General features: G+C 51.7%; 13 protein-coding genes. 9 read left to right on the plus strand and 4 right to left on the minus strand.

All coding sequences use genetic code 11. The annotated features are described in order from the left end of the window. Positions 1 to 19 precede the first annotated feature (19 nt). From IEY53_RS09100 to IEY53_RS09125, 6 genes are all read left to right on the plus strand, one after another. Positions 20 to 958, plus strand: coding sequence for a carbohydrate ABC transporter permease (locus tag IEY53_RS09100; RefSeq protein WP_189024095.1), 939 nt, complete (start codon positions 20 to 22; stop codon positions 956 to 958). Beyond that, positions 948 to 1,805, plus strand: a complete 858-nt coding sequence (locus IEY53_RS09105) for a carbohydrate ABC transporter permease (protein ID WP_189024097.1) — start codon at positions 948 to 950, stop codon at positions 1,803 to 1,805. The genes IEY53_RS09100 and IEY53_RS09105 overlap by 11 nt, the downstream gene beginning before the upstream one ends. Positions 1,806 to 1,844: 39 nt before the next feature. Next, positions 1,845 to 3,185 carry an FAD-dependent oxidoreductase gene (locus IEY53_RS09110; RefSeq protein ID WP_189024098.1) on the plus strand — a complete coding sequence of 447 codons (1,341 nt, stop codon included), beginning with the start codon at positions 1,845 to 1,847 and terminating at the stop codon, positions 3,183 to 3,185. Between the two features lie 205 nt (positions 3,186 to 3,390). Beyond that, positions 3,391 to 4,755 carry an erythromycin esterase family protein gene (locus IEY53_RS09115; protein WP_189024100.1) on the plus strand — a complete coding sequence of 455 codons (1,365 nt, stop codon included), beginning with the start codon at positions 3,391 to 3,393 and terminating at the stop codon, positions 4,753 to 4,755. A gap of 114 nt (positions 4,756 to 4,869) precedes the next feature. After that, positions 4,870 to 5,127 carry a hypothetical protein gene (locus tag IEY53_RS09120; protein WP_189024102.1) on the plus strand — a complete coding sequence of 86 codons (258 nt, stop codon included), beginning with the start codon at positions 4,870 to 4,872 and terminating at the stop codon, positions 5,125 to 5,127. Continuing rightward, complete coding sequence (locus IEY53_RS09125; protein WP_189024104.1) at positions 5,117 to 5,509, plus strand: retropepsin-like aspartic protease; 393 nt, start codon at positions 5,117 to 5,119, stop codon at positions 5,507 to 5,509. Before IEY53_RS09120 ends, IEY53_RS09125 begins: the two co-directional genes overlap by 11 nt. Positions 5,510 to 5,669: 160 nt before the next feature. Here the strand turns inward: IEY53_RS09125 and IEY53_RS09130 are convergent, their stop codons facing one another. Next, entirely contained in the window at positions 5,670 to 5,954 is a 285-nt protein-coding gene (locus IEY53_RS09130; RefSeq protein WP_189024115.1) for a hypothetical protein, read from the minus strand. A gap of 332 nt (positions 5,955 to 6,286) precedes the next feature. Here IEY53_RS09130 and IEY53_RS09135 point away from each other — a divergent pair, with 332 nt between their 5' ends. Together IEY53_RS09135 and IEY53_RS09140 are read left to right on the plus strand one after the other, a co-directional pair. Further along, positions 6,287 to 7,681: a SpoVR family protein gene (locus IEY53_RS09135; protein ID WP_189024117.1), complete on the plus strand. Its 1,395-nt coding sequence runs from the start codon at positions 6,287 to 6,289 to the stop codon at positions 7,679 to 7,681. Positions 7,682 to 7,938: 257 nt separating this feature from the next. After that, entirely contained in the window at positions 7,939 to 10,323 is a 2,385-nt protein-coding gene (locus IEY53_RS09140) for a transglutaminase domain-containing protein (protein WP_189024118.1), read from the plus strand. A 337-nt stretch (positions 10,324 to 10,660) separates the two neighbouring features. Here IEY53_RS09140 and IEY53_RS09145 read toward each other — a convergent pair whose 3' ends face one another. Next, complete coding sequence (locus tag IEY53_RS09145; protein WP_189024119.1) at positions 10,661 to 12,556, minus strand: PrkA family serine protein kinase; 1,896 nt, start codon at positions 12,554 to 12,556, stop codon at positions 10,661 to 10,663. A gap of 215 nt (positions 12,557 to 12,771) precedes the next feature. Here IEY53_RS09145 and IEY53_RS09150 point away from each other — a divergent pair, with 215 nt between their 5' ends. Beyond that, positions 12,772 to 13,551 (plus strand): DUF2161 family putative PD-(D/E)XK-type phosphodiesterase, encoded by a 780-nt coding sequence (locus IEY53_RS09150; protein ID WP_189024120.1) that lies wholly within the window; start codon positions 12,772 to 12,774, stop codon positions 13,549 to 13,551. Positions 13,552 to 13,668: 117 nt separating this feature from the next. On the opposite strand, the gene IEY53_RS09155 is transcribed toward IEY53_RS09150, so the two are convergent. Both IEY53_RS09155 and IEY53_RS09160 read right to left on the minus strand, forming a co-directional pair. Continuing rightward, complete coding sequence (locus tag IEY53_RS09155) at positions 13,669 to 14,886, minus strand: aminotransferase-like domain-containing protein (RefSeq protein ID WP_189024121.1); 1,218 nt, start codon at positions 14,884 to 14,886, stop codon at positions 13,669 to 13,671. A gap of 67 nt (positions 14,887 to 14,953) precedes the next feature. Further along, the gene (locus IEY53_RS09160) at positions 14,954 to 15,610 is read right to left on the minus strand and encodes a response regulator transcription factor (protein ID WP_189024122.1); all 657 of its coding nucleotides are present in this window, start codon (positions 15,608 to 15,610) and stop codon (positions 14,954 to 14,956) included. Positions 15,611 to 15,754 lie beyond the last annotated feature (144 nt).

Here is a 15,754-nt window from a genome sequence, read left to right on the forward strand (position 1 = left end):
TTGTTTGGAGGACTTCAATATGAGCTCAATGGAACGCTTGGAAACTGGAATGGCAAGGCGGCGCAGCAAAAAAAAGGCAAGCAGACATTCCCGGGGTGATCATTTGACAGGCTGGCTGTTTATATCCCCTCTGGTACTTGGCTTTATCCTGTTGTTATTGGTACCGCTGGGTATGGCCCTTTATATGAGTCTGACGGATTGGCCGCTGCTCGGGCAGGCACATTTCGTCGGCCTGGATAATTACACCTCTATCATCTCCGACCAGGAATTTTGGACAGTACTCGGCAACACGTTATATTTTGCTGCAGGACTCGTCCCGCTGAATATTATCCTGGCGCTGCTGCTGGCTGTACTGCTGGCCCGAAATATTAAAGGAGCCGGGTTGTTCCGCACGATTATTTTCATCCCGGTCATGACTTCACTGGTGGTCTGGTCCATCGTATGGAAGTATATGTTCGCTACCGACTCCGGTTTTATCAATCAGCTGCTGCAACTGATCGGCTTGACGGGCCCCTCCTGGCTGTATGATACCCGACTGGCAATGCCCGTTGTTATTGTAACCAGCCTGCTGAAGAATGTCGGCCTAAATATGGTGCTGTTTATCGCGGCGCTGCAGCAGGTTCCAGTGCAATTATACGAAGCGGCCCGGATTGACGGGGCTGGCAGAATCAGAACCTTCTTTACCATTACCATCCCCATGATTACACCAACGATTTTTCTGACGGTTATCATGACCATTATCGGCTCTCTGAAGGTCTTCGGGCAAATCTATGTTATGACCCAGGGCGGACCTTCCGGAAGCACAAAGGTTCTGGTCTATACCATATGGGAAAAAGCGTTCAAGCTGTTTGAGTTCGGCTATGCTTCAGCGCTTGCTTATGTGTTGTTCATCATTATCCTGCTGCTGACCCTTGTCCAGTGGCAGCTGAGAAAAAGGTGGGTTCTGCATGAGAGCTAATCTATCCGCGAAACGGCTGCGGGGCGGGGCCGCCAATTTGCCGCATTATACGGTGCTCATGGCCGTTTCCGTTATCATGTTGATTCCGTTTGTCTGGATGTTGTCCACTTCCCTTAAGGAGCCGGCCGATATCTTCGTTTTCCCGCCCCGGCTCCTTCCTTCACCCATACGTTGGGCGAACTATTCGGATGTCATTACGAGCATGCCGTTTCATCTCTTTTACTGGAACAGTGTGTACATTGCCGCTTTGGTAACAGCAGGTACAGTCTTTTTCGCTTCCCTTGCAGGCTACGCCTTTGCGCGTATCCCCTTCCGGGGCGGAAACCTTGTCTTTCTAATGCTGCTGAGCACCATGATGATCCCCAATGAAGTCATCGCCATTCCCATGTTCCTGTTTATGCGAGACATCGGCTGGATTAATACACATCTTCCGCTGATCGTGCTGCCCATCTTCGGAGCGGGTGGTGTATTCGGAGTATTCGTAATGCGGCAATTTTTCTTGAGTATCCCCAAAGAGCTGGAGGAAGCGGCCATGATTGACGGCTGCTCCCGGATGCGCATCTACCTTACGATTATGCTTCCGCTTGCGAAGCCGGCCATAGCGACGTTGGTTATTTTCACCTTTTTGACGAGCTGGAACGATTTCTTTGACCCGCTGATATTCATCAATGACCGTGAACTGATGACCTTGCCGCTGGCCCTGTCCATGTTCACCAACGAGTCCGGGACCTCCTGGCATCTGCTCATGAGCGCTTCGGTCATGGCTACGCTTCCGCTGCTGATTGTGTTCTTCTTCGCCCAGAAGCAGTTTATTGAAGGGGTGTCGATGACGGGATTAAAGGAATAGCTTCAATAGATAGGACAATGCTACCAAGGGGGACTTATGATGAAAGACAAAATGCAAGCTGATGTAGTCATTGCCGGGGCAGGCCCGGCTGGTATCGCCGCTGCAGTTGCCGCTGGACGCCTAGGTGCCAAAGTCATACTGATTGAACGGTACGGATTCGTGGGCGGAATGTCCACTGCCGCTGCGGTGTACCCCTGGATGACCTTTCATACCGAAACAGGTGAACGGGTTATTGGCGGCATCGCCCAAGAGATTGTCGAAAGGTTAATGGAGCGGGGAGGCTCACCGGGACATCTGCGGGACACCGTCGGTTTCGTCCATACGGTCACCCCCTATCATGCCGAGATCTATAAAGTTCTGGCCGTCGATATGCTCCGGGAAGCGGGTGTTAAGCTGCTCGCCCATAGCTTTGTCGATGGCGTGAGCAGCTTGGACGGGGCAGTCAGATCACTTGCGCTGACAGGGAAATCGGGGCGGTTCGAAGTCGGGGGTGACGTATTTGTCGATGCGACGGGCGATGCAGATCTGGCGTTTCTGGCTGGAGCGCCCACACTTCAAGGACGCGAAGAAGACCGGCTGACCCAGCCGATGACAATGAAATTCCGGATGCGCGGGGTGGATCTCGAAGCGATCCGGCGGGCGATGCTGAAGAACCCCGGCAACTTTTACTCCAAAACCCCTTTTGCTGAGTTGGAACATATCCCCCTGACTGGCGTATCCGGCTTTTATGAGGAATGGAATGCGGGAAATGCGCCGATTAACCGGGACCAGGTGCTATTCTTCACGGGACCGGAGGCGGATGAAGTGCTGGTCAACTGTACGAGGGTGCAAGGTTATGATGCTACCGATGTTGAAGATTTAACCAAGGCGGAGGAGGAAGGCCGCAAGCAGGTGCTGTTGATGGCTGACTTTCTGCGGGAACGTGTTCCAGGTTTTGCACAGGCCTCAATCTCTTCGGTCGGCGCTCAGATCGGCATTCGCGAATCCCGCCGGATTGAAGGATTGTATAAGCTGACCCTCAAAGATGTGGTGGCGGGCCGCCGTTTTGCGGACGGTATTGCCCGCAGCGGTTATCCTGTCGACCTGCATGATCCGTCCGGCAAGGGCGTGATGTCTGCCTTCATTGACAATGATGGAGCATATGACATTCCCTACCGCTGTCTGGTGGCCCGGAATTTCACCAATCTGCTCGCCGCGGGACGCTGCATTTCCACGACGCATGAAGCCCTGGCCACCACCCGCCTGACCCCCAGCTGTATGGCCACCGGCGAAGCAGCCGGTACGGCGGCGGCGCTGGCTTGCGCTTCGGGAACTTCCACGGCTGAGGTAGATACCGGGCAGCTACGGCATATATTGAGCAGCAATGGGGCTATCTTGTAGCCCCTTCCCCGCCTGCTTTCCCTCTCCCTCCTTTTACATGGAAGAACGGCTTTTGCTATAAAGCACATTGCACTATGTATCCTTTGCATGCGAACATATCCTTAACGCAAATGTAAGCTATCGTTCATCTAAATCCATAGCAAGGGTGGCAAAGAATTCCTTATGATGAATCTGCAACCCATATTTTTGTAATGGAGGAATACATATGATATTCAGCAGAAAATACACACAAAGGATGCTCACCGCCTTGTCCGCCCTTGTGCTCTCTTCCCTGTGTCTGAGTCCGGCTTCAACTGCGCAAGCCGCCACGAATGCAATGCCTTATGCCCATGAAATCAAATCGCTCACGAGTGAAGACTACAAGGATCTGGCCTTTTTAAAGCCGCTCCTGGCAGGTAAAACTGTCGTCAGCCTCGGCGAAAATTTCCACCGCGTAGGCGAATATGCCAGCCTGAAGACCAGACTGGTCAAATATTTGCATGAAGAGCTGGGGTTTGAAGTCATCGCTTTTGAATCGGGCCTGGGAGAAGCTGCTATGGTCAACAACGTTGCCGATGAGGTAGACGCCGCAACAATGATGTATAATTCCATATTCGATGTCTGGAAATCTAAGGAGACTCTGGAGCTGTTCAACTATATCAAAAAAACGCGCCAGACTAGCGCCCCCTTGCAGCTGGCTGGATACGACATGCAGTACACCTCACAGATACTCACGATTGCTGTCCGCAGCTTTATCTCCAAAGTGAACATTCCCTACGCAAAAGCTTTTATGGATTTTGACAGTGAAGCCATGCAATCGTATTACAGCCTGAGGGAACAGTACGGCCTGGAACAAAAGATGGACCGGGGATATCAACAGAAGCTCAAACAGATCATCGAACAAGTTGTTCCCACCTACAAGGAATACATCCAGTACATTCGTGAACGGCGGGAACTGTTTGACGCAGCTTATCCTCAGGACCCCTATATGACCGAGACGATATTGAAGGGATTAGAGGACCGGATTCATTATTTACAGCAGGGTCAGATCATAGATACGCAGGAATTTTATGAATTCCGCGACCGGATCATGGCTGAACATGTGGAATGGCTGATGAAGGTCAGATATCCCGGCAAAAAAATAATCCTCTGGGCCCACAATGAACATTTGGCTAAAAACACTTCAAAAATACGTATATGGGAGCAAGGAAAATGGCAGAACAGCTTTACCAGCATGGGTGAGCTGCTGCATCAGAGACTGAAGGACAAGATGTATGTGATGGGTTTTTATATGAACAGAGGTAAAGCAGCCGCTATTTCAACCCTGAAGGAATTCCCCATCGGTCCAATGCCGAAAGGAACACTAGAAGCGCGAATCCTGCAAAGCGGATACTCCCGCACCTTCGTAGACCTCTCCAGACATACCGCAGTAAATTCGGGCAACAGCTGGATGTTCAAACCGGTATATGCGGGCGAAGACGGGCTTACCCGGGAAGTTATTGTTCCCATGGCAATGAAGTTTGTTCCAAAAGAGCAGTTCGACGGTCTGGTCGTTATTGATAAGGTGAACCCTCCAACAGTGGAGTATTAGGGCGGGGGCGGGCACATAGGCTCTCCAAGAACGATATCTATCGTTTATGGAGAGCTTTTTTATGGCCAGTAATCTGATACAATAAAAGGACAAACCCAATTGGAGGTGCCAGCCATGCAATGGGAAGAAGTTCGTAAGATATATCCCGATCAATACGTCAAGCTGCAAATTCTCGCGTCACATACCAAAGGTAACACCAGGTTTGTTGATGAAGTCGCACTAATCCGTGCCATTCAAGACCCGAAAGAAGCGACGAAAGAACTGTTACAATCTAAGGATGGCGTGATCGTGTCCCACACCGCAAACGAAGAACTGAAGGTTGAGATTCGTACACTTCGTGGTTTGCGGGGAGTCGTACAACATGAAAATTGAATACGTCGATGGACTGCTGCAAACGTCCCTAACCTTGAAATACAAAGGACAACCTCTGACTATAGACAAACTTGTCATAGATACAGGGGCGTCTCACACCCTGTTATCCGCTGATGCTGTAGCAGATATTGGCGTTTACTTTGAGACTGGAGATGAAATTGTCACTGCGTTCGGTATCGGTGGTGAAGAAAGCTGCTTTCGCAAAACATTTGATTCAATTCAGTTAGGCAACTTTAATATTGAAAATTATAAGCTGGATGTTGGATCTCTTCACGAGAAGCTTGCCATAAATGGGCTACTTGGGTTAGATCTGTTAATGAAGGCTAATATTGTACTGGATTTGGCGGGGCTTGTTATGTATTCGAGAAAAGAAAAAGATTGATTTGGAGATACCTAATCTTACTATGAACAGAAGAATAGAATGACTTCAATAATTTTTAAAGATAAAGGTGTTCTTTCTCAACTTCAGCAAGCTCCGAAGGATCGTAGAGATGGAATCTCCACATACAGTGACAGCGTGGAAGAGTTCGCCAAACTGGACTTCAGCCCAATAACCAATGTGCTGTGAAGAAAAAAATCACACTAATGGAGAAACAAAGCGTGAGCAGCGGTTCCTTTTTTTCTTCTATCAGATGTTTTGCAAACAAGAAATAGAACAAAGCAATGAAGAGTAAAATAACTGCGTTAAAAACAGCAATATCATAATCATAATGGGCTTCTCTGAACCAACCTCCTCCAAACAAAGACAAAACAACCCCCACGACTAAATGACGAATCCAAATTCCCAGAGCAGCGCTCGCAATAAGTAATATTATGCTGATTAGCATTCTATACTCCTCTTAACTCAATAATGTGTATGTACCGAAATGGTCGCTCCCCAGCCTGATTAGCAGAAAGTTCCCCCAGTAGTGCATCCTAGTTCTTTATCGGCAAAATACTTATAGAACAACACAAAAATCAGATGTTGTTGACTAGTGCTGTCTTCAAGCGGTAAACATGGCCCGAAATACAGTAACCCCTTTCCATCAGCGCCTCCCGTCATACTCCCCCCTCTCCCTCCATATACATAAGAAGAACGGCTCCGGCTTGAAGCAAGCGGTACTTTCATTAAGTGCTGCCTGCACGCGGCGCCTTAGGAGTAGGAAGGAGAGATGGGTTCATGCCCGGTGAGGAAATTAGCGCCCTTGAGCGGTCAATTGCTGAGATTACTGAAATTGCCTCCGGCTTCGGTCTGGATTTCTATCCGATGCGTTATGAGATATGTCCCGCTGATATTATTTATACCTTTGGGGCCTACGGGATGCCGACCCGCTTTGGGCACTGGAGTTTCGGCAAAACTTTTCATAAAATGAAGTCCCAATACGATTTCGGGCTAAGTAAAATATACGAACTCGTCATTAATTCCAACCCCTGTTACGCGTTTCTGCTTGACGGAAACTCCCTGATTCAGAACAAGCTGATTGTGGCGCATGTGCTGGCCCACTGCGATTTCTTCAAAAATAATGTCCGCTTCTCCATATCCAATCGCAACATGGTCGAAAGTATGTCGGCCACTGCGGACCGGATCGCCGATTATTCGGTCACTTACGGCACCGAGGCTGTGGAGGGCTTCATTGATTCCGTGCTGGCCATCCAGGAGCATATCGACCCAAGCCTGATTCAGCCCCGCAACCTTGGCAAAACGCATCTGCTGGAAGCCAAAATGAAGGCACGCAAGGATTCGCCGCCGGGAAGCAAACAGCCGGACTCTCCCTACAGCGAGCTATGGAATCTGGAAGAAAAGCTTAGCCCTCCCCAAGAACCGGAATCTGCCGGGAGACGCACCTTCCCCCCCGAGCCAGAGAAGGACATCGTCTGGTTCATCCAGCAGTATTCCACTGTGCTTGAGGATTGGCAACGAGACATCATGACCATGCTGCATGACGAAATGCTCTACTTCTGGCCGCAGATGGAGACAAAGATTATGAACGAAGGCTGGGCTTCGTATTGGCATCAGCGGATTATGCGCGAGCTGGATCTGACTTCTGAAGAAACCGTGGAGTACGCCAAGCTGAACTCCTCTGTGGTGCAGCCTTCACGCCAGAGCCTGAATCCGTATTACCTGGGCCTGAAAATCTTCGAGGACATCGAACGCCGCTGGGACAGGGACAAAATCTTCGAGGTGCGGGAGCTGGATTCAGATACCTCTTTTATCCGCAGCTATCTGTCCAAGGAGCTGGTGAACGACCTCGACCTCTACGTCTTCGAGAAAAAAGGACCGGAATGGAAGATCACCGATAAGGCCTGGGAAAATGTACGCGACCAGCTGGTCTTGGCCCGGGTGAACGGCGGCTCCCCTTACCTGATGGTCAAGGATGCCGATTATGAGCGCAACGGAGAGCTGTTCATCGAACATCGCTATGAAAGTATTGAGCTGGACCTGAAATACCTGGAGCGCACACTGCCGCATATCTACTCTTTATGGGGCCGGACCGTACATTTGCAGACTGTGGTTGAAGAAAAAAGAGCCTTGTTCTCGTATGATGGGAAAAAGGTGCTGCGGCGGTTTATCTAAAACCCTATTCGTGAGGGAAGCCATAAGCAAAACAGCGATTCTCCCGTTACCCGGAGCATCGCTGTTTTACGTTTTGGGTCAGGGCAGTTTGTTTCTCAGGGTTTATTTGCTTTGTTTCCATGACACCAAAGATAAATTATCCCATTTTTGTTTTAAAGCCAAACAAATGGGTTATATATCTCCTGTGTTCTATGGGTAATTTTGGATTGATGGAGAAATTGCCCTCAGCCAGACAAACAAGACGGGAGAGGACGTAAGTGAAATTGAAGCAGCTTGCAATGATTATGGTACTAATGTGTGTTGTATTAACGGGATGTATGGGGGGCCGCGAAGGCGCAAATCCCGAACCATCGCCCAGTCCGGAGGCCAGTGCAAGCACACAGGCAAAGGATACGACGGGGAACCCGCCGCCGGATGCGTCGCAGACGGTGCAGGATTTGAAGAAAAAGTACGATACAGATAATGATCCCGGTATCATGCCGGTGTATAACGTAAAGCAGGATAAGGAATTCGTCTTCAAGTTCAACAGCGATTTGGGTTCTGAAGCGATTGGAAAAGCAATTTCCGTACATACCGATATCAAAGTCCTGCCTGAGAGCAAAGTGGGCACCCTGGAGGATTCCCGGCTGGAGGACGGCAAAAGCGTCTTTTCCATTAAGCCGCTTGGCTTTGGGGTTCTGGCTTCCGATTCACTCCGGGAAGCTGGCGGGAGCTCCTGGGGGAATGCACCCGTCTACTATATTCGGGTCAACTATGACCTGGATGCGGCCACGCCTACTCCACTAGAACAGCCGATTGTCATTCCGTTTACAGTCAAATCGGATGTGCCTGTGCCCAATCTGCAGGCCGATATCAGCCCGGACGGGAGATTGACGCTGGTCTGGGACGAGGTGCCCGGAGCGGAGAGCTACAATATCTACAATGCTTCACATATCTCAATGGAGAACACCAATGAAGCGTTAAGCGGCGCAGAGCAAGGGTATGCGGACCAGCTCCCGCTGCTTGTCGCGAATGTTAAGGATACGGCTTACAACGACTTCATGAAAGACGGGCGCGGCGCGCTTGGCATTGTGGATGAGATGATTACCAGCCTCCAGAACAACAATGTCCAGGGCGAATACTACGTAACCGCTGTTCAGGGCGACAAAGAATCCAGATTCAGTGCCTCGGTGGACACGGTAGCCCTGTCCAAACAACTGCCGCGTACGGTAGCATCCGAAGACAATTTCAATATGCAGCTGTTCAAGACCGCTGCCGAGCTGCCTAAGAAGGCCTCCGTCCAATTTATTGACGGCTCCAAGGCTTCAGGCACCGTAATTTACGACACTGGCGCCGTGACCATCCAGTCTTCCGTCCCGACAGATCTCCAGTACTCGATACAGGGAACCGCACTCAAAGGATATGTGAGAGTGCAGCAGCTGACGGAAGCCGACATCGCAAGTCTTGCGGCTGCCCAGGCCCAAGTATCCAATCAGGGTTATGTGGAGCCGCAGAACAATACCGATTATGTTCCGGCGCCCGATGTACCGACGATCATTGATGATAGCGGGAACCCTGGAGAATCCGGAGACAATATCATTGACCAGCAAAAAGAAAACACCCGTAACCAGGTCGACGAAGGAAACAAACAAGCTGTTCCGGCACCCGCCATTGCGGCTGAGTTGATTCATGCCGACTCCGCCCTGGAAGAATATCTGGCTCTGAACCTGATAGGCGGACAGACTGAAATCTCGCTCAAGGCCTTCCCGGAAGCGCAAAATGCCCGCGCCCTGGTGGATGTAGTCGAGAAAGTCATTTACCAGAACCCGCTCATTCTCGGCTTCCGCAGTTATGGTTATGACTATGAGAAATTGACCTTGCACATTGAGTTCGACGATTCTGCCGAGATCATCAAGTCCAAGCAGCTGGAAATTCTGGCCGAGGCGGATAAAGTCATTGCCGCCGCCATCAAGGATGGAATGAGCGATGAAGAGAAACGGATGGCTCTCTACAATTACCTGAATGACAACACCACATACGACGATGCGGCACTGGAGAACGCCAAACAGCAGCAATTCAAGAGTGTCGATGCGCAGTTCAATGACTCTTTTACTACCTATGGCATTCTGGTCAAAAAGGTCGGTGTATGCATGAGTTATGCCCATACCTTCCAACTGCTCGCCGATCTGGCAGAGGTGCCCTCCATTGTAGTCACCGGGCAAATGGGCGGTGTGAACCATGCCTGGAACAAAGTGAAGATTGGCGAGGAATGGCTGAATGTGGACACTACCAATAATGAGACCAATTCAGGACTCCCTTATTTGTTGTACAACTCCAATGACGCCACCGCAGCCGATGTAGAATATGTAATGGATACAGCCTATTGGCTGGACCGTGAGCTGGTGCTCTTCAAGGGCGAAAGCAACGCCAACGATTATTATGTGAAAAGCGGCCTGGAAGTCACTTCGCTTGAAGCTTACCGCACCAAGCTGGCCGAACTGCTGAAGCAGGACGAGAGCTTGATCGTACTACGTGTCGTTGCCGATACCGACAGCTCGGAGCTGATGAATGAGACCGCCAAAGTCATGAAGCAGGTGGATGCGGGCATGCTGGACACGGCTGAGATGTTTGAGTTCGGCAGTTACGTCGCGATTCAGCTGTAACAACGAAAGACTACCATTGAGTCGCTGCCCCCTTGTAGAACTATAGGGAATTTCGCCCGCTAAAAAGGTGAACTATCTGATTCTTGCCGGTTTAGCGGGAATTCCGCCCACTAATATCGCCAAAATTAGCCAAAATAAGATTTCCCGCAAAATTAACGGGTGTTATTCCCTATAGTCATCCAGCCCAAGCCTAACCCCCTAAATTAGCGGGCATAGTCTATTCCCTATAGCAGCTGACAGAGCTGCAACATCACAAAGGTAAGCCCCCATTAGCGGGGCTTACCTTTGTTTGGTGCCAAATTCAGCCATTGCATTACACATCTGCATTACATATCCGTCACCGGTTCAGCAGACTGCCCACATATTTCAGCAGCTCATTGGCGCAGATCGGGCAGTAGCCATGCTCGTCGATCAAGCGGCGGCTGACCTCGTTGATCCGTTTCAGCTGGCTTTCATCCGGCGTCTTGGAGGAGGTGGTGATTTTGACGATATCCTTAAGGTCGGCGAACAGCTTTTTCTCAATGGCTTCGCGCAGCCGGTCGTGATTGTTGTATTCGAACTTTTTGCCCTTGCGGGAGTATGCCGAAATACGGATCAGAATCTCTTCGCGGAACGCCTTCTTGGCATTCTCGGAAATGCCGATCTGCTCTTCAATGGAACGCATCAGCCGCTCATCCGGCTCCATCTCCTCGTCCGTGAGCGGGTCACGGATTTTGGACCAGTTGCAGAAGGCTTCGATATTGTCGAGATAATTCTCGAACAAGGTCTTGGCGGATTCTTCAAAAGAGTAAACGAAGGCCTTTTGCACTTCGCTTTTGGCCAGAATATCGTATTCCTTGCGGGCAATGGAAATAAAGTTCAGATACCGCTCCCGCTCCTCCTTCGTAATGGAAGGATGCTGATCCAGGCCGTCTTTGATGGCCCGCAGTACATCAAGCGCATTCATGCACTGGAGGTCGCCTTTGATCAGGGCGCTGGAAATCCGGTTGATGACATAACGCGGATCGATGCCGGACATACCCTCATCCAGATATTCGGTCTGCATTTCCTTAAGATCCGCTTCCTTGTAGCCTTCCACCTCTTCACCGTCGTACATCCGCAGCTTTTTGATCAGATCCATCCCCTGCTTTTTGCTCTCCTTCAAGCGGGTCAGGATCGAGAAGATCGCAGCGGCACGCAGCGCGTGGGGCGCAATATGCACATGCTTCATGTCGCTCTGGCCAATCAGCTTGGCGTAGATCTTTTCCTCTTCCGAGACTCTCAGATTGTATGGCACCGGCATGACGATCATCCGGGACTGGAGCGCTTCATTTTTTTTGTTGGCGATAAACGATTTGTACTCTGTCTCATTGGTATGGGCCACAATCAGCTCATCGGCACTGATTAACGCGAAACGGCCAGCCTTGAAATTCCCTTCCTGGGTGAGCGACAGCAGATTCCACAGAAATTTCTCGTCGCATTTCAGCATTTCCTGAAACTCCATCAGCCCGCGGTTGGCTTTATTCAGCTCTCCGTCGAACCGGTAGGCGCGTGGGTCGGACTCCGAGCCGAATTCGGTAATGGTCGAGAAGTCGATGCTGCCGGTCAGATCGGCAATATCCTGCGACTTGGGGTCGGACGGACTGAAGGTCCCAATCCCCACCCGCTCTTCCTCGGACAAAAGTACCCGGACCACTCTCACCTTTTCGATATCGCCGCCGTATTCATTTTTCAGCCGCATCTGGCAGGAAGGGCATAAATTGCCTTCGATACGTACACCGAGCTCCTTCTCAATCTCCGGACGCAGCTCCAAGGGGATCAAATGCAGCGGATCTTCATGCATCGGGCAGCCTTCAATGGCATACACCGCTCCGGCATCCGTGCGCGAATACTGCTCCAGACCACGTTTGAGCAAAGTGACCAGCGTCGACTTCCCCCCGCTGACGGGACCCATCAGCAGCAATATCCGTTTGCGTACATCCAGGCGCCGCGCTGCCGAGTGAAAGTATTCTTCCACCAGCTTTTCCACAGCCCGATCCAGTCCGAAAATTTCCTGTTCAAAAAACTTATACCGCTTGCGTCCGTTAATATCCTCTACGCCGTGTGACTTGATCATGTCGTATACCCGGGAGTGAGCCGTTTTTGCGGGAGAGGGGTCTTGCTTCAGCAGTTCTATATAGTCCTTAAAGGTGCCGCTCCACGCCAACCGGTTGTTCTCTGCCCGATACGAAGCTATACGCTCAAAAATGTCCATTGCTCGCTGCCTCCTCTTGCGCTCCTAAGCTCTCTCGTAGCTTTAAAAAAGTGTATTACATACCTATGCGGCGAGCCCGGAATAGTTGACCTCTTTTTTGCTGTGCTATACTAGAGAAAGCAAAAATCACCCCGCAATGCGGGGCTTTGGCTCCGATGGTAAATACCAGGTTTTTGACGGGGTCCCCGAAAAAAGCGGTGCAGGAGTGACAATCTATGGCAGTAAAGCATGAAACGGAGCTGTATGCTCCTTTGAAGGTTTTTTTTGAAAAGCAGGGATATAGCGTGAAGGGGGAGGTGCGGACCTGCGATCTGGTGGGCATCCGGGAGGCTGAGGAGCCGCCGCTAATCGTGGAAATGAAAAAGTCGTTCAACCTCGCTCTGCTGCTGCAGGGAGTTGAACGGCTTAAATTAAGCCCTAACGTATATCTCGCGGTGGAACGTGTACGCGCGAAGAAAGGCGCGGTGAACCAGCGCTGGGGTGAGCTGAGCGGACTGTGCCGCCGGCTCGGACTTGGGCTGATCACCGTAATCTTCTACAAGACCAAGGCCCCGCTGGTCGAGGTGCTGGTGGAGCCGGATGAGACGCTGCCGCTGCAGCGCAGCGGCGGTCGGCGGCGGGAGCGGCTGCTGTACGAATTCCGCGAGCGCAGCGGGGATTACAACACGGGCGGCAGCACCCGTGTGAAGCTGGTAACCGCGTACCGCGAGAAGGCGCTGCGCGTGGCACTGGCACTGCAGGCGGCGGAGGCCGAAGCCGCCGCGTCTGCCCTGAACCCGGCGGCTTCGCGCAGCCGGGCGGAGGCACCGCCCGGCGTGAGCCCCGCCGAGCTGCGCAAGAGAAGCGGCGTGCCTAGCGCCGCCGCGTTCCTGCAGAAGAACTACTATGGGTGGTTCTTCCGGGTGGGCCGCGGCCGCTACACGCTCACGGCAGCCGGAACCGCAGCGCTGATCGAATATGCTTCGATCGCGGAGATCAGCGCGGGCAAGCTGTAGCCTGCCCGCTTTCTACAGATGTTCACCAGAAGAAATACAAATGCCTGATCCTGACTGATTAAAAAAAAGCCCGTCTCAGGGCTTAGCCAAAAAATCAAAAATAATGCCCTTATACTCTCAGCTCCGTGCGGTGAACTCGCTGACGGCCTCGCTGATCAGATTCATCCCGAGCAGCAGCTCATCCCGGCCCGGATGGCTGAAATTAAGCCGGATATGGTTAGCTCCCCCCTCTATAGAACATAACGGTCCCGGTAGAAAAGCCACTCCCTTACCCAGCGCGCATTTCAGCAGGGCAAGGGCCTCCAGCCCTTCCGGCAGCGAGACCCACAGGAACATGCCTCCAGCCGGCATATGATAGGTACTGCTCTTCCACGCCGGGCGTTTGAGCAGCTCCGCCATCAGCTTCAGACGGGTGTTATATTCACGGTTTAGAGTTGCGATATGCTCCCGCAGATCAAAAGCGGACACATTCAGCAGATGGTGCAGCACCTGCTGATTCAAGGAGCTGGACTGCCAGTCGGCCATCTGCTTCGCGGCAGTCATCATACCGATCAGCTCCCGGCTGCCGGCAGCCCAGCCCGTCCGCAGCGCCGGCGCAACCGTCTTGCTGAATGAACCGATATAGAGCACATGCCCGCCTTCACTTTCATTCTCCAGCGCATAGAGGGACGGATATTGCCTGGCCGGAGATTCGCCGGAGCGCTGAAAATGCAGATCTCCGTAGGAATCGTCCTCCACAATCAGCACCTGATGTGCCGTACACAGCTCCAGTACTTCCCTGCGCCTGTGCAGGCTCCAGAGAATCCCGCTTGGATTCGTGAAGCTTGGTGTGGCGAACAGCATTTTCGGCCGGTATTTCAGAATCTGGGCCCGCAGATGGTCCGGCAGCAGCCCCTCCCGGTCCCCCTCCACCGGAATAATTACAGCCCCCTGCATGCGCAAAGCCTGCAAAAAGCCCGGTGACGTCGGAGTCTCGACCAGCACAGGGTCACCAGGATCCACATAGACACGGCACAGCAAATCAACCGCTTGTTGACTTCCCGTTGTCAGGAGAAGTCCGCCTTCGGCAACAGCCACTCCTTTACCCCGCAGCCAATCATCGGCCAGCCATTCCCGCAGCGGTTCATACCCTGCCGGGTCCCCATATTGCAAGGCAGAAGCATCTGCAGAAATGACTGTGGCCGCAGCTTCTGCAAGCAGCGATAAAGGGAACAGTTCTTCTGCAGGCAATTCTTCGGCCAGCGAAATCATGGAGCCTCTGCGCGTCTGTGTACGAATGCTCAGAAGCGGTGATGATAACAGCGTATGTGCGCGAGCAGAAAATTCATATTTCATGCGAATCCCCCTTCCCTCGTACCCAGAATATTCCGGGAGCCCCGGCATTATGTCGCCGGGACAGAAGTTATGCGTAGATTTGCTTGTTCTGTCTGGAGAATAAGGCAAATTTCTCAATGGCCTGCGCCCGGGTCGATACTTCCAGCTTCACATAAATCTTGCGCAAATAATTGTCGATCGATCGGCGGCTCACCTCGATTTCAAGCGCTATTTTGTCATATGTAATTCCCTGCACGATCCGTTCCATGATAAAAGTCTCTGTCTGTGTCAGCTGCAGCATTCCCCCCAGCTCTTTGGATGAAGGCATGGGCAGAAAACCTTTCCGGATCCATTCCAGCGGTACCGAAAGAAATCCCTCTTTAAGTCCTTGAATGAGCTGTAAAAGCTGACCCGGGGATGCCCCTTTGGACAAAATTCCGCTGGCGCCCCGTTCGATAAGCGGCTGCAGCAGATCCCGCCCGTCCTCTTCGGTCATCACAACCACATGAGAGGCCGGGGAGCTTTGCTTCAGATCGGACAACGCGGGTTCCAGCTCCCTGCCAGGCATATAATAATCCACCAGTACCAGATCCGGTTCTTTCTCCCGCACAATAGCAGCCCCTTCGACCCAGGAAGAATACATGCCCAGTACTTTAAGCTCTCCCCCTTCCTCCAAAATCAGTTTTGTACCCAGCATACTTGTAGGATGGCAACCCACAATGACCACCTGCCAAACCTTTACCATTGACGCCCAGACCTCCTGCTTATATGTAATTTACCCAGAGTGGAAAGCGCCGCAGCGTTTCCGTTCAAACGCAAGCAAGGGTGCATGATGTCTTGATCATCAGTCCATTCTTTTTACCTTGAATACGTCCATCAGATATTCCAA

It is taken from the genome of Paenibacillus albidus (genome assembly GCF_014644435.1).
Lineage (GTDB): Bacteria > Bacillota > Bacilli > Paenibacillales > Paenibacillaceae > Paenibacillus_AQ > Paenibacillus_AQ albidus.

Excerpts from the sequence above, each read along its gene's own strand:
- IEY53_RS09150 (WP_189024120.1), top strand. The coding sequence starts at position 12,772 with ATGGCAGTAAAGCATGAAACGGAGCTGTATGCTCCTTTGAAGGTTTTT.
- IEY53_RS09155 (WP_189024121.1), bottom strand. The coding sequence starts at position 14,886 with ATGAAATATGAATTTTCTGCTCGCGCACATACGCTGTTATCATCACCG.
- IEY53_RS09135 (WP_189024117.1), top strand. The coding sequence starts at position 6,287 with ATGCCCGGTGAGGAAATTAGCGCCCTTGAGCGGTCAATTGCTGAGATT.
- IEY53_RS09120 (WP_189024102.1), top strand. The coding sequence starts at position 4,870 with ATGCAATGGGAAGAAGTTCGTAAGATATATCCCGATCAATACGTCAAG.
- IEY53_RS09160 (WP_189024122.1), bottom strand. The coding sequence starts at position 15,610 with ATGGTAAAGGTTTGGCAGGTGGTCATTGTGGGTTGCCATCCTACAAGT.
- IEY53_RS09130 (WP_189024115.1), bottom strand. The coding sequence starts at position 5,954 with ATGCTAATCAGCATAATATTACTTATTGCGAGCGCTGCTCTGGGAATT.
- IEY53_RS09105 (WP_189024097.1), top strand. The coding sequence starts at position 948 with ATGAGAGCTAATCTATCCGCGAAACGGCTGCGGGGCGGGGCCGCCAAT.
- IEY53_RS09100 (WP_189024095.1), top strand. The coding sequence starts at position 20 with ATGAGCTCAATGGAACGCTTGGAAACTGGAATGGCAAGGCGGCGCAGC.
- IEY53_RS09110 (WP_189024098.1), top strand. The coding sequence starts at position 1,845 with ATGAAAGACAAAATGCAAGCTGATGTAGTCATTGCCGGGGCAGGCCCG.
- IEY53_RS09145 (WP_189024119.1), bottom strand. The coding sequence starts at position 12,556 with ATGGACATTTTTGAGCGTATAGCTTCGTATCGGGCAGAGAACAACCGG.
- IEY53_RS09115 (WP_189024100.1), top strand. The coding sequence starts at position 3,391 with ATGATATTCAGCAGAAAATACACACAAAGGATGCTCACCGCCTTGTCC.
- IEY53_RS09125 (WP_189024104.1), top strand. The coding sequence starts at position 5,117 with ATGAAAATTGAATACGTCGATGGACTGCTGCAAACGTCCCTAACCTTG.